The sequence below is a fragment of the Cryptosporangium arvum DSM 44712 genome, assembly GCF_000585375.1.
GTDB classification, from domain to species: Bacteria; Actinomycetota; Actinomycetes; order Mycobacteriales; family Cryptosporangiaceae; genus Cryptosporangium; species Cryptosporangium arvum.
In genome coordinates, this window is the sequence record NZ_KK073874.1 from 957963 (window position 1) to 971429 (window position 13467).

Consider the following 13467-nt stretch of genomic DNA (forward strand, 5'->3'; position numbering starts at 1 on the left):
GGAGCGCTTTCCTGTTCACAGGCGAGGACGAGCTGGACGGTAGCCTGAGCAAGCACAACCGGCGGATCGTCAATCATGTCGCGCGGGGGATCAACTACGTCTGTTCGTGCCTGACGACGAGCAGAAGTCCCACTTCGATCCGCACCCACAGCGGTACATCGGCCAGTTCCGCGTCGGCCCTGACCCCGAAGCCCACCATAAGCGCGGAAGCGCACCGGTGTTCCACCTACTACCCGTGGAAGACCTTCCGCGGGACGAGCAAGACTTCGCGCGATGAAGGTCTCCAACCCGGGTGCCGCCGCTGTAAAGCGTACCGAGACCGCCGGTCGCCGAATGAATGAGGCGACATGATGGAAGAGGACGCTTGGCCCTCGGTTGCGGAGTCAGCCGTCACTCGCCTCCAGCACTCAATGTGAAGAATCGCTCAAAGAATTCCCCGAGGCGCGCGAGTACGCGCTGCTTTTTCTCGCCGTGTCCACCGCCGGCGGAGAAGCGTGATCCGGGCGGAAGGATCTTGGTAATCGCAGTGCCGGTCGTCGGGATCGAGCCATCCCGGAACGCGTGCTCGATGAAGGTCCGCGTCTCGTCCGGCTTCAGGTTCTCGTCCGCAATGATCGCGTCGAGCTCCGCTGTCCGTTGGGCCGCGACGTAGGCGCGCCATTCCTCGTCAATCTCGCCGGACGCGGAGACGCGGTCGACGAAGTCCATGATGAGGTCTTTCTTGTTGCGCAGCGTTGGACTCGAGTCGACGGACCGTTGGATGTCCGCGAGGGCGGACATCTCTTTATCGTTGCCGTTGCCGCGGATCTCGCGCCACTTGCCGACCAGCATGAGAATGTAGTCGACGTTGATCTCGACCTGTTTGATTAGCTCGATCTCGAAGACTACGTCGTCGTTGATCGACTCCTTCTCTCCTTGACCTTCCTTGCGGAATTCGGCATAGAGGTTGAGGTAGATGCTTCGGTAGTCCTGCATCTGGCGTTCGGTGAGAATCTCGTTGCCGGCGAAGTCGTCGAAGGAAGTCAGGATGTTCTGCAGCCGCAGGATCGCGCCGAGCAGGGCGATGAACTCCTTCTGCGCTGCCTCTCCGATGATTGGTTGGCCGAGAGGGAATTTGGACAGCAGCTCGTTGGCCTTATCGGCGTACTCGGCGTAGTACTCGGTGTAGGGCTTGAGTAGCACGATGCCGCGGGCGTCCTTGTTCCCGAACAGCGCGATGGCTTCGTTAGTCTCTTCTTCGAGGTCTCGAAAGGAAACGATATTACCGTAGGTCTTGACCGAGTTAAGGATCCGGTTGGTTCGCGAGTACGCCTGGATGAGGCCGTGGTTGACCAACCGCTTGTCGACGAACAGCGTGTTCATCGTGGTGGCGTCGAAGCCGGTCAGGAACATGTTGACGACGATGACCAGGTCGAGTTCGCGGTTCTTCAACCGCAGCGACAGGTCCTTGTAGTAGTTCTGGAACTTGTCGGCGCTGGTGTCGTAGCTGGTTCCGAAGAGGGCGTTGTAGTCCTTGATGGCGTCATCGAGGAAGTCGCGTGACGATTGATCCAGCGACCTGGTCTCAAAAACTTCCTCGTCCAGATAGTCGTCGCCGATGTCCTCGTTGGCGGCGTAGGAGAAGATCGTGGCAACCTTGAGCCGCCGGTCGGGTGTGAGTTCAGCCTGCTGCTTCTTGAACTCCAGGTAATAGCGCTTGGCGGCGTCGATCGAGGCGGTGGCGAAAATGGCGTTGAAGCCCTTGACCCGGCTGGCTTGTTTGAGTTCGACGAACTTGTTTCGGCTGGCGACCACCTCAGCGACGTTCGCGACGACCGAGTAGTCGTAGCCCTGAGTCCGCTTGGTCTTCTGGTCAAAGTGCTCCAGCGTGTAGCCAACGACCTGGCTCAGGCGCTCGGGCGCAAGCAAGGCCCGCTCGGTGTCGATCGCGCTGACCTGCTTGTCCGACACTCCCTCGGGCAACTTGATGGTGTTGACGTAGTCGATCCGGAATGGCAGCACGTTCTTGTCGTTGATGGCGTCCACGATTGTGTAGGTGTGGATGGCCATCTGATGGTCTTCCCGCTGGCAATGCACCGGGTCTCCGTGCTGGTAGCAGCCGAACGCCTGGGGGGTTGTCCGCAGGTTCGGATTGCCGCCGGTGCCGGAGTTGACGGCGAAGATCGGGGTGCCGGTGAAGCCGAAGATGTTGTAGCGCTTGAACGACTTGGTGATAGCGGCGTGCATATCGCCGAACTGCGAGCGGTGACACTCGTCGAAGATCAGGACGACGTGCCCGTCGTAGATGGCGTGGCCCTTGTTGGCATTGATGAACGTCGAAAGCTTTTGGATTGTCGTGATGATGATTTTGGCGCTCGGATCCTCCAGCTGCCGCTTGAGCACCGCGGTCGAGGTGTTGGAGTTGGCGGCGCCCTTCTCGAAGCGGTCGTACTCGCGCATGGTCTGGTAGTCCAGATCCTTGCGGTCGACCACGAACAGAACCTTGTCAACGCTCTGCAATCGCGAGGCGAGCTGCGCCGTCTTGAAGGAGGTCAGGGTCTTGCCTGAGCCGGTTGTGTGCCAGACGTAGCCACCAGCCGCGAGGGATCCGAGCTGCTTGTAGTTGGTCGCGATCTCGATGCGCTGAATCACTCGCTCGGTCGCAACGATCTGGTACGGCCGCATCACGAGGAGCAGACGGTCGGCGGTCAGCACGCAGTAGCGCGTGAGCACGTTGAGCAACGAGTGCTTGGCGAAGAATGTTTTGGTGAAACCGGTCAGGTCCTGGATTGGCCTGTTCTGTGCGTCCGCCCACCATGAGGTGAACTCGAAGGAGTTGGAGGTCTTCTTGGTCTTCTTCGCCGAGGCCTGCTCCGACAGGTGCTGACGACGGGTGGTGTTGGAATAGTATTTGGTCAGCGTGCCGTTGCTGATTACAAAGAGCTGCACGTACTCGAACAGTCCTGAGCTGGCCCAGAAGCTGTCGCGCTGGTAGCGGTCGATCTGGTTGAACGCCTCGCGGATGTCGACGCCACGGCGCTTCAGCTCGATGTGCACCAGCGGAAGGCCGTTGACCAGCACAGTCACGTCGTAGCGGTTAGAGCGACGCGCGCCGCCGTCGCCCTTGCCGATCTCGTACTGGTTGATGACTTGGAGGCGGTTGTTGTGAATGTGCTTCTTGTCCAGCAACGAGATGTTTTTGGTTGAGCCGTCGTCACGCCTCAGGACCTGGACGTGGTCCTCCTGGATGCGGACGGTCTTCTCGGCTATGCCTTCGTTGGCCCCGGCGATCTTTTCGGAGAAGAACTGCTCCCACTCGGTGTCTGAGAACGCGATCCCGTTCAGTACCTCGAGTTGTGTGCGCAGGTTGGCGACGAGCTGAGCCTCGGTCGTGATGGGCAGGTACTCGTATGCCTGGCCCTGCAGGAGTTTGACAAACTCTCGCTCCAGCGCCGCCTCAGACTGATAGGACGTGTCGCCTGCAGGGCCAGGCAGAAAGTCTGCAACCACAGTGCTCTCGGACGAGATAGCGATCGGCTCGTAGCGCACGCCCGGTGCCTCACTCATGCCACCGCCTCCTCGAACGCGAGGAAACGATCACGGTAGTAGGCGAACTGCTGCTGACGAGATACGAGCTCGGCGTTGATCGCCTGGCGGAGGTCCCGGAACGCGCTGTCGATTCTGACCATCTCGCGTTGGACGTCGAGAGGGGGTAGGTCAATCACGAATGCATTGAACTGCTCTTCCTTCCACCGCCGCCGGCTCTTCGTTCCGCCGGAAGCCTGTCCTGCGACGACCGAGACGATGTACGGATCACGGAATTTTAGATAGAGCCATTCGGGAAGGATGCGGCTCGCGTCGAGCTCGAAGACGGGGAACTCGTTGGAGACGACACCATGCGCGATCTCCGGGGTCACTATGCCAAATGACCCTTCGGTGACAAACATTCGGTTATATATGAACTGGCCAGGACGCACCTTATAGAGCGTTTTTGCCTTTATGTCGCGACCATATTTGGGCTCCCGAGCGAAGGCACCCTCTCCGTACCACTTCACGCCCAGGTTCACGTACTGAACGTTGGGCTCAACTTTGACCGGTTCGATGACCTGCGTTGCGACATTCCCCAGCGCCACGCGGTCGACGGTCCCTTGCGTCGCCAACTGATTGCTTACCACGGCTACCTGTTGTTCGCGCCGAAGGCCCATCTCGGCCTGGAGGCACCCCTCCAACTCGTTGAACGCATCGAAGATCGTGACGAGGTTGCGCTGTACTACGAGCGGCGGTACGGGGATCCGCCACTCGAAAAACGCCTTCGAGTTAACTGCTGCCATCGACCCATCCGTGCGGACACATGCCTGGCGGATCCGCTCGCTGTCAGCCTGCAGCGCCCAGAAAACATAGCGAGAATCGATGCCATCGACAGGGGTCAGCAGGCGTAGATCCTGGTTCGCCGATGTGTCAATATCGATGTACCCAATTGGGAGGAAGCGCCGGAGGATGTTTGAACGCATGACTACCGCGATCGACGGTCCAGCAACCAACCGGAGCGAGGTTTCCCTCAAGGCCGCCTCTGTGACAAGTCCGCGAATTTCGCTGCCACCCGTCGCGCTGATGTCCATCGAGGTCACCCAAGGGACGGTGCCGCGATCCCAATATTTTGGATTCGCCTTCGACGGCGTAATTCCTCCGGTCCAGGTTCCGAGTTCACCTAGTGTCTTGTACTCAACACCGTCGGGTACGTGCTGCTGTATGAGGTCGGCAACCTGGCTCACGCGCTGTCGCCCTCCATCCCCGCAATAATCGTGTCGACCTGGGTTCGAAGCTCGGCCTGCCGTGCCACGATGTCGGCGATCCGTTTGTTGAGCTCGGCGATCTCTATGACCTCACGGCTGTCCTTAACCTCGACCCATGCGGTGACCGACAGGTTGTAGTCGCTGTCCGCAATCTGTCGGGTCGGCACCAGAGCACTGAAGTGCTCGACTATTTCCCGGCCCGTGTGAGTATCGAGAATCCGCTGCTGATTCGCCGGTAGGAGTTTATTCTTGTTGCCAACTCGCTTGAACTCGGCGGAAGCATTAATGAAGAGCACTGAATTTTCATTGCGCGACTTCTTGAGTACAAGAATGCAGGTCTGGATCCCTGTTCCGAAAAACAGGTCGGGCGGGAGCTGAATGACGGTGTCGATGTAGTTGTTGTCGATCAGATATTTGCGGATCTTTTGCTCAGTGCCACCTCGGTACATGACGCCCGGAAACTCGACAATGGCGGCAGTGCCGTTGACCGCCAGCCAATGGAGCATGTGCATGGTGAATGCCAGGTCCGCGTAACCCTTCGGCGCAAGGACGCCGGCTGGCGAGAACCGCGGATCATTGATCAACAGCGGGTTGGAAGCACCTTCCCAGTTGATCGAGTACGGGGGGTTGGACACGATTGCCTCGAAGGGCTCGTCGTCCCAATGCGCCGGGTCGGTAAGCGTGTCGCCATGCGCAATGTCGAACTTCTCGTAGTTGATGTCATGCAAGAACATGTTGATACGGGCGAGGTTGTACGTAGTGAGGTTGATCTCCTGACCAAAGAAGCCCTGCCGAACGTTGTCCTTGCCGAGCACCTTCGCGAACTTGAGCAGCAGTGATCCGGAGCCGCAGGCCGGGTCGTAGACCTTGTTGACAGCCTTCTTACCCGCGACGGCGATTCGGGCGAGCAATTCGCTGACCTCTTGTGGCGTAAAGAATTCGCCGCCGGACTTTCCTGCGCCTGATGCGTACATAGTCATCAGGTATTCGTAGGCGTCACCGAAGGCGTCAATCGTGTTCTCGCTGAACCCTCCGTTACCGAAGTCAAGATCCCCGATCGCATCCAGCAGCTTAACGAGCTTTTCGTTCCGTTTCGCAACGGTAGGCCCGAGCTTTGGACTGTTCACATCGAGGTCGTGGAAGAGTCCTTTCAGGTCGTCTTCGCTAGCCGTCCCGACCGCAGAGCCCTCGATGTCCGCAAAGACACGTGACAGTGTCTCGTTCAGATTCTCATCGTTGGCGGCGCGCTTACATACGTTGGCGAAAAGATCGCTGGGCAGGATGTAGAAGCCCTTCTCGTCCACCGTGTCCTTGCGCCCGAACTCGGCGTCCTTGTCGCTGAGCTTGGCGTAGTCAAAGTCCGCATCTCCAGCCTCGCGCTCTAGGCGGTTGAGGTAGGCGGTGAGGTTCTCGGAGATGAAACGATAGAACAGGATGCCGAGGACGTAGCTCTTGAAGTCCCAGCCGTCGACGCTTCCGCGAAGGTCGTTGGCGATACGCCAGATGATCTTGTGAAGCTCAGCCCGCTGAGCTTCCTTACTGGTGGGAGCCACTATGACGTCACCGCCCTCGCGTTGGGGCCGTTGGTGGACGCTCCGCTGAGGTGGCTCATCTTGAGGTGTGTCTCCTCTACGCCCGTGGCGTGTGCTTGGTTCCTGCCGGTTCTAAGGCTCAACCTAGCGGGGGGCACCGACAGATCGCGGCGGCCCCGCCGGGGGATGCGGGCGTGACGCCACATGTCACACAAGGCGCACACCCAGTCAACGACCAAGCCCGCCACCCTCTCGGGTGGCGGGCTTGGTCGTTGACTGGGTTAACCTCGTCGTCAGGCTGAACGGCTCCGGCGACCCCGAAGGACCTCCAGACGCTCAGCCAGAACCTCCTCCAGCTCTGCGACGGTGCGGCGCTCCAAGAGCATGTCCCAGTGCGTCCGCGGCGGCTTGGCCTTCTTCGCCTCGGGCTCGTCACCGTCGATGATCCGCGCGACGGTACCGTCGGCACGGCATTCCCACGTGATCGGAATCTCCGCGTCGGCCGCGAAGGGGACCGTGAACCGGTGCCCACGCGGGCACAGGTACTCTCCCTGCTGGCGAGGCGCCAGCTCCGTGTTGCGGTCGGTCTCGTAGCTCACGGCACCGAGCCGACTACCGCGCAGCGTGCGCTCACCCATCTGCACCAACCCCCTGGCGTCTGCGATCAGCCACCGGTACCAACGACGACGCGGGACGAAAAATTCCGCCCGGCGCCGGATCCCGCCGAGCGCCACCGCAAACTCCGCACGCAAACCGACCCGCTCAGCCAACTCCAGCAGCAATAGCGCGCCGGCGAATCACTCGTTGTTTTCCCCTGTCTCTCGCAGTCACCGCCGGAGGCCGCATGGCGGGCCAACCCCCGCGCCGCGCCGCGTGCAATTGGTACAACGGACCGTAGCCGACGACGCGCACAGCACAGCTCGATTCCCGGCTGGTCAGTAACGCCGCATGCCTCGGCTGGTCGAATCCGCTGCTCAGTCTATGAAAAGCCAACTCCGCCAGGATCTTCACCATGCGTAATTCTGCGAGTGCCTTTCGGTGAACCTCGGAGGCCGTCGATGCATATCAAGTGACGACTATCGAACGGCGACCGGGGAGGCGCGGTGTCGGCGTCCGGGCAGGATTTGGGTGTTCAGCTCTACGGGTTGCTCGTCGCGGCGAAGAACCACCTGCTGGAGATCGCGGGCCAGTACGGGGTTGCGCTGGCCGCGCTGGACGCGAGCGGCTACGGAGCCAGTGGAGCATTTTCTCGTCCTGCCGAGCTCGGCGGCGGGTTTTACGGACCGGTGTATCAGCCGCTCGCCGACCTCCGGGAAGAGCTGGCGCAGGCGCTGACCACGACGAAGGAGAACCTCGGGCTCACGGCCGACGCCCTGGTCCTGGCGACACAGGTCTACGCCGACTCCGACGCCGAGGCCGCAGCGGAGTTTCACCGTCTGCTCACGGATCAGGCTCACGGGGAGCCGCGTCCAGGTGACAACGGGGTGGTGCCGCCGCCGGGCGCCTCGGGCGGACGGCCGTGAGCTTCGACCAGCTGATGCAACACGCAGCCGACATCCGGGACAAGGCTGTGCTCGAGGCGCTCAAGGAGCAACGGCGACCGCCCTACGATCCGACCGGAAGCCCCAGGACCCGCGACGAACTGCGTGACGCGCTGGCGGCCTCGCGGCAGATCGTCCTCGGGCAAGGGCTCGCCGAGATCCCGGGACTCTTTCAACCCCTCGCGGAGATGCCGAACCCAGCAGGATTCGTACCGATGCGCGACCAGGCTGACGGATTGGCCTCGGCGTTGTCGACCGCTTCCGGGGCGACTAACCCGCTCGACGGGAGGACCTACCTGGCGTCGCTGGCGTTCTCCGAGATCGCCGACGTGCGAACGGCGATCGAGCGATGGCACGGCCCGACCGCCGAAAAGTTCCGGAAGAACTTCCTCTCGCCGTTCCCGCACCGGCTGGACAACCAGTTCACGATGGCGCTGCTAGGGCGTGTTTGAAAAGCGCTTCGTTCGTTGGGTGATGCGTGGCTCGTGGTGATCTGACGAATGCGGAGTGGGAAGTCTTGTCGGCGGTGTTGCCGTCGGCTAAGCCGGGTGGTCGGCCGCCGCGTTCGCGGCGGCAGGTCATTGATGGGATCCGGTGGCGGGTGAGGACCGGGGCGCCGTGGCGGGACCTGCCCGAACGGTATGGGCCGTGGGAGACCGCGTATGCGCTGTTCCGGGACTGGCAGCGGGACGGGACCTGGGCGCGCATCGTGTCCGATCTGCAGTCCCGCGCCCAGGCCCGGGGGCTGATCACCTGGGACGTGTCCGTCGACTCCACCGTGGTCCGGGCTCACCAGCACGCCGCGGGCGCCCGTAAAAGGGGGTCGATCAGAAACAACCGCCGGGAGGGTGCACCGCAGAGCCCAACGACCATGGTCTGGGACGGTCACGCGGCGGGTTGAGCACCAAGATCCATCTCGCGGCCGAGGGCGGACAGCGTCCGCTGTCGCTGCTGGTCACCGCCGGGCAGGCCGGAGACGCGCCGCAGTTCCAGCCGGTGATCGACGCGATCGGTGTCCCCGGTCGAGTCGGCAGGCCCAGGACACGGCCGGCGCGGGTCCTAGCCGATAAGGCCTACGGATCCCGCGCCAACCGCGTCTACCTGCGCCGACGCGGAATCCGCGCCACCATCCCCGAACCAGCCGACCGGTTGGCCCACCGCCGACGTCGCGGCAGCGCCGGCGGCCGCCCACCGACGTTCAACGCCGAGACCTACAAGCAGCGCCACGCGGTCGAGTGCGGGATCAACCGCCTCAAGCGCTACCGGGCGGTCGCGACTCGCTACGACAAACTCGCCGTCCGCTTTCTCACGACGCTGCACATCGCCGCGATCAACGAATGGCTACGGTGACCAGCTTTTCAAACAGGCCCTAGTGCGTGGCGCGGTGGATGCCGAACGGGAGATCTGGACCAGGGCCCGGGGCGACATCGACCGGATCGCGCACGGCACCCTCAACGCCCTGGACGCACTCGAAGACTGCACCAAGTTCGAGTGGACGATGACCTTCACGGTGCTGGCCTCCGTCGCCACGATCGCCGCGTTCCCGCTGACGGTGACCGGCCTCGCCCTGTCGATCACCGTCGTGGGCGCCTCCAGCCAGGTGGTCGCCGCCGCCGCCCTGGATGACCCGCCGAAGACCGAGTACGGCGCACGGACCGTCAACGGCGTTCTGGACAACATGCGCGAGGCCATCACCCGGGTGACCGCCGGGATCCGCGAACAGGAAACGACGATTGCCGATGCGCTCCGCGAAGCGGCGAACAGCATTCGAGGACACCGCGAGGGCTTCGTCGCGCCGCGGCCGGCGCTGACCGCCGCGACCCGAGCCACGATCCAGGAGGAACTCGGCGATGCCTACTAGCACTGCAACACGGCGGGTGCGCCATGGGTGAATTCGCCGACCGTCTCGGAGAGATGAGGGTTCGTGTCGCGCTTCCTGGGGACTCGCTGGCGGCCGAGCTCACCGGCAGCAACACCGTCACCGTGTCCTTCTCGCCGGCGAGTACGGACGCGTGCCCGAACCGGAGTTGGCCTGGCGGCTGACCCAGTTGGCGCGGCTGTTGTGGACCCGCCGGACGGCCGAGTACTTCCGGATCCGATCGGAGGGCACCGGCGAGACGATCACCAAGGAGCGGGCCGGGATCGGGCGACGCGACCGCGAATACGCAGCCGCACGCGACGACCTGGTCGCCGAGGGGCGCTCTTCCGACGATCGCGTCCACGTCAGCGTCCGGGGTATGCGCGAGTGGACGGTACGGATCCGGCCCGGAACCGGGAACACTCCGCCACCGGAGTCCGAGGGGTTACTCGGTGGGGGCGCGATCGGCGACGGCTGAGCCGGTGACGGTGAGGTAGGCGAGGAGGGCGCCGGCGACGACGGCTCCCCAGTGCCGCCGGGAGCCGACGGAACCGAGTTCTCCGGCGACGGCGCGGGCGCCGGGGCCGGTGCCGGTGCGGGGCTCGGCGGAGGCGCCGCCCGAGCGGAGATCGCCGGCGCGGCGACTCCCAACCCGAGCAGTACCCCGAGCGTCAGGGCCGCGGTAGCGGCGAGGCGGCGTGCCGGTGGGTGCTGCGTGGTTGCCCGGTGGGCGGCTTGGCCGACGGTGGGGTGGGTGCGGCGGCGCATCAGATGAACACTTTCGCCACGACCGCGACGAGCAGCGGGGCGAGGATGCCGAGCGCCAGACCGATCACGGCGCCGCGCATCGTGCGGTTGGCCCGCTCGATCTCGCCGGGCTCGCCGTCCGCGCCGATCCGGCGGACCGCGCCCCAGGCGATCATGAGCCCGGCGTAGCCGACCAGCAGCCCCGTGAGCAGTGCCCACAGCCGGTTGATCACGTCGTCGAGGTCTTTGGTGGACGTCGTCGGCGCGTTGACCGGTGCCGGGGTCTGCGCGCCGAGTGCCGCCCCGCCGAGCGCGACCACGACAAGAACAGCCATGGTCATGGTCACGGCGACGGCAGCGAGCAGGCGCCACCGGACGGAACGGTTCGACAGCGTTGGGCGCGGACGACGGTGCCGTCCCCGCGGGTGAAACTTCGGGTCACGCACAGCACACCTCCGGGAGAGGACCGGGCCGCCGGCCCCTGCAGAAGCTCAACCGCGCAGAGGAGCGGGCGGACCAGCAGAACGAGAACGGGGGCAGGAAGACCGGAAGCAGCTCCGCGTGCACCGGTCCGATTCATGAGCCGGTCCGATTCGTGAGCCGGGGTGGTGGTGTCCGGCCCGGCCGAGGCCGTCCTCCTTCACGGGGACAGAGGGCCAGGACGAGGTGTCAGCGCCGTCCGGGGCGCCGAGCCGGACACCGTCACCGCCGGGGATCGCGGTGCGGGTGCTTCCACTCATCAGATGGCAGGAGCGAGCCGGATTTTGGAATTCACCTGCTCGGCGGCCCCAGTCGGTGCCCGGCGATCTCGGCGGCGCGGGTTCGGTGCGGTAAGCAGGGTGTTCATGGCCCGGTAGCGCCGGTGGCCTCGGCGATGACCTGCGCGTTCATGTCGTCGAGGTCGCCTGCGTTCAACGCGGCGATCAGCCGTGCTTCAGCGGCGGTGCGCCGCTTGTAGATCGCCCACTCGGTCATCCCGAGACGCGCGGCGTACTCGCGGACTGGTACGCCGTCCAGGCGGATGGCGCCGATCAGGTCCGCGTCGGCGACGGTGAGGACACCCGCCCGGACGGCGCGGGCGAGCACGAAATCCGGGTGTCCACCCACCACCGCCTCAGCCGCTGCGTCACCCGCCGCCTCCAGCGAAACCTCGGGCGCCGTAGGGCGGGCGGAGCGCAACGCGGCACGGGCCGTGCTCTGCGCGGCGTTACACAACCGCGGACACACCCTCGGCGCGGAGACATCCAGGTTGCGCAGCCCCGCCAGGAATCCGGCGAGTACCTCGGCCTGGACGTCCGGGTCGCCTGGGCGGCCGAGCCGACCCGCAATCGCCCGCAATCCGGGCAACGCGACGCCAGTCGCGCCGACCACCCAGGCCGGGCCGCCGGTGCGGGCCTGAGTGACCAGCAGCCGCCACACCGCGTCCCGCGCCGGGTAGCTGGCCGAGGGATGCATCAGGATCGCGGCCAGCTCGGTGAGCCGAATCTCGCGGCGCGGCAGGCCGTGACCGATCGCTCGGCCGGACACCGCGAGTGGGCCAGGCCCATCGCACAGCAGGCGCAGCGCGGACTGTGCGACGTCGAACGGCGTGCCGGGCTCGGCGGTTGGCGGCGGCACGACGCGCGGAGCCGGGCTGGAGGTCGACGTGGGCGGTGAAGCGGCTTCCAGGCGGGAAGCGGGGCCGGCGCCTCCAGACGTCGGCTCTGGCGAGGAGGCAAGCGGCGACGGCGACGAGGTAACGCAAACCATGAGGGCGTCTCCGGGGTGAACGAGCCAGTGGGAAGCTCCCCGGCCGACATCGGCAGCCCGGGGAGCGCCACCGATTCACCCGGCTGGCGTGAACGCCTCTTGGTCACCGTGCGCGGGCTCGCCATTGGACACAGCGCGTCCAGGTCCCTGCGTTCGCCCGTGGTGAGCGCTGACGACCTTAGGCCGCGCTTGCTGCGCGGTGGTGGCTTGTTCAGGGCGGCTTACTGCATGTTCAAGCCCCGACCGCTGCTCGTCTGGCGCGGCGCGAACACCTACTCGACGAACGTCTCGGAGTTTGTGGCGCAGGTCACACTCACCTCATGCGGCGTCGTTTGCCGAATAGCGCGGCTAGCTCGTCTCTATCTCCTCCCGCGACGCTTCGAGCAGTTCGCGGGAGGTGATGGCCTCGACGAACCAGTACATGTCCATCGCTCCGTCATCACCCGGTCCGGCGCACAGCAGCCGGGCCGGCTCCTCGCCAGGTCGGGGAAGACGCGGCACCAACCCTGTTGGCGCGGGGCGAACCATTTGAGACCGCCGGAACGAGGTAGCAGTCAGGAACATTCCGGCTTCATTCTCCAGCGGGCCAAGCCGCGCGTTGTCGCGTAGCGAGCCGGGTCCTTCCGGCCAGTGCGGTTCGCCGTAGGACACCACGAGGTCGACGTCCGCAGCCTGGTTCGGTTCTAGTTCCTTCGAGAGCCTCGCACCGAATCTGTTCGGCGTGATCTCTGGCAACGGGTGCGTAACGGGTGCGGCGTTCCGGTACCGAGGTCGCTGCAGGTCCCAGGTCCACCGGATACGTGCAACGCGGTAAGCACCAGGTGCGACCCGTTGGCCGTCGTACGGGTGGCCCTTGCGGAAGACGCTGTGCGCGACGAAATCTCCGCGGCTCTGCGCTTCGGCTGCAGCCCGGCGGTCGACTTTGATGTGGAAGCGGTGCGCCCCCGGATTGTCCTCGTTGGGCCCGTGCACAGACAGGTGGGCGAGGCCAGCGTCCCCAAGGGGATCGATGTAGAAGTCGGTCTTCTTGGCAGTGATGCGCCAGACGTTGCCGAGCGGCACTGACCCACCGCCCGTGAAGGCGATCAGGATTTCCCGGCTGTTCACGCTGGTCAGCCTAGGTCGCCGAACTGAGGGATGCGACCAAGTTGTCCGCTGCCGGGTCGGTACCGCCCCAGCGCGGATCCGAACGAGGCCGGCACGTGGTGGGCGGCGCGGTTCGAGTGTTAGGACCGCCGCCGCTGCTAACGTCTGGCGGGCTTCTTGTT

General features: G+C 64.6%; 12 protein-coding genes. 5 read left to right on the plus strand and 7 right to left on the minus strand.

All coding sequences use genetic code 11. The features are described from left to right. Positions 1-390 precede the first annotated feature (390 nt). The 4 genes from CRYAR_RS04415 to CRYAR_RS04430 form a co-directional block, all read right to left on the minus strand. Positions 391-3546, minus strand: coding sequence for a type I restriction endonuclease subunit R (locus CRYAR_RS04415; protein ID WP_035848628.1), 3156 nt, complete (start codon positions 3544-3546; stop codon positions 391-393). Beyond that, positions 3543-4751 carry a restriction endonuclease subunit S gene (locus CRYAR_RS42670; RefSeq protein WP_084700057.1) on the minus strand — a complete coding sequence of 403 codons (1209 nt, stop codon included), beginning with the start codon at positions 4749-4751 and terminating at the stop codon, positions 3543-3545. Before CRYAR_RS42670 ends, CRYAR_RS04415 begins: the two co-directional genes overlap by 4 nt. Continuing rightward, positions 4748-6325, minus strand: coding sequence for a type I restriction-modification system subunit M (locus CRYAR_RS04425; RefSeq protein WP_035848629.1), 1578 nt, complete (start codon positions 6323-6325; stop codon positions 4748-4750). Before CRYAR_RS04425 ends, CRYAR_RS42670 begins: the two co-directional genes overlap by 4 nt. A gap of 272 nt (positions 6326-6597) precedes the next feature. Then, positions 6598-6942 carry an RNA polymerase-binding protein RbpA gene (locus tag CRYAR_RS04430; protein ID WP_035856302.1) on the minus strand — a complete coding sequence of 115 codons (345 nt, stop codon included), beginning with the start codon at positions 6940-6942 and terminating at the stop codon, positions 6598-6600. A 465-nt stretch (positions 6943-7407) separates the two neighbouring features. On the opposite strand from CRYAR_RS04430, the gene CRYAR_RS42675 reads away from it, so the two are divergent. The 5 genes from CRYAR_RS42675 (at position 7408) to CRYAR_RS04460 (ending at position 10181) form a co-directional block, all read left to right on the plus strand. After that, positions 7408-7827 (plus strand): hypothetical protein, encoded by a 420-nt coding sequence (locus tag CRYAR_RS42675; protein WP_051569731.1) that lies wholly within the window; start codon positions 7408-7410, stop codon positions 7825-7827. Beyond that, positions 7824-8297, plus strand: a complete 474-nt coding sequence (locus tag CRYAR_RS04440; protein ID WP_035848630.1) for a ubiquitin family protein — start codon at positions 7824-7826, stop codon at positions 8295-8297. The genes CRYAR_RS42675 and CRYAR_RS04440 overlap by 4 nt, the downstream gene beginning before the upstream one ends. Before the next feature lie 26 nt (positions 8298-8323). After that, a protein-coding gene (locus CRYAR_RS44925; RefSeq protein ID WP_169744990.1) for an IS5 family transposase occupies positions 8324-9195 on the plus strand; the annotation gives its coding sequence in 2 pieces (ribosomal slippage) (positions 8324-8710 and positions 8713-9195; 870 coding nt in all). A gap of 22 nt (positions 9196-9217) precedes the next feature. Next, positions 9218-9706, plus strand: a complete 489-nt coding sequence (locus tag CRYAR_RS04455) for a hypothetical protein (protein ID WP_035848631.1) — start codon at positions 9218-9220, stop codon at positions 9704-9706. A gap of 151 nt (positions 9707-9857) precedes the next feature. Beyond that, positions 9858-10181 carry a hypothetical protein gene (locus CRYAR_RS04460; protein WP_035848633.1) on the plus strand — a complete coding sequence of 108 codons (324 nt, stop codon included), beginning with the start codon at positions 9858-9860 and terminating at the stop codon, positions 10179-10181. 289 nt (positions 10182-10470) lie between these two features. Here CRYAR_RS04460 and CRYAR_RS04465 read toward each other — a convergent pair whose 3' ends face one another. The 3 genes from CRYAR_RS04465 to CRYAR_RS46750 form a co-directional block, all read right to left on the minus strand. Next, positions 10471-10785: a pilin gene (locus tag CRYAR_RS04465; RefSeq protein WP_035860592.1), complete on the minus strand. Its 315-nt coding sequence runs from the start codon at positions 10783-10785 to the stop codon at positions 10471-10473. A 508-nt stretch (positions 10786-11293) separates the two neighbouring features. Beyond that, positions 11294-12067, minus strand: a complete 774-nt coding sequence (locus tag CRYAR_RS04470; RefSeq protein WP_035848636.1) for a hypothetical protein — start codon at positions 12065-12067, stop codon at positions 11294-11296. 480 nt (positions 12068-12547) lie between these two features. Further along, the gene (locus CRYAR_RS46750; protein ID WP_157017343.1) at positions 12548-13306 is read right to left on the minus strand and encodes a hypothetical protein; all 759 of its coding nucleotides are present in this window, start codon (positions 13304-13306) and stop codon (positions 12548-12550) included. Between the last annotated feature and the right edge of the window lie 161 nt (positions 13307-13467).

What these genes read in the sequence shown, in the direction of transcription:
- CRYAR_RS04465 (WP_035860592.1), bottom strand. Translation starts at nt 10,785, where the DNA reads ATGGCTGTTCTTGTCGTGGTCGCGCTCGGCGGGGCGGCACTCGGCGCG.
- CRYAR_RS04415 (WP_035848628.1), bottom strand. Translation starts at nt 3,546, where the DNA reads ATGAGTGAGGCACCGGGCGTGCGCTACGAGCCGATCGCTATCTCGTCC.
- CRYAR_RS04430 (WP_035856302.1), bottom strand. Translation starts at nt 6,942, where the DNA reads ATGGGTGAGCGCACGCTGCGCGGTAGTCGGCTCGGTGCCGTGAGCTAC.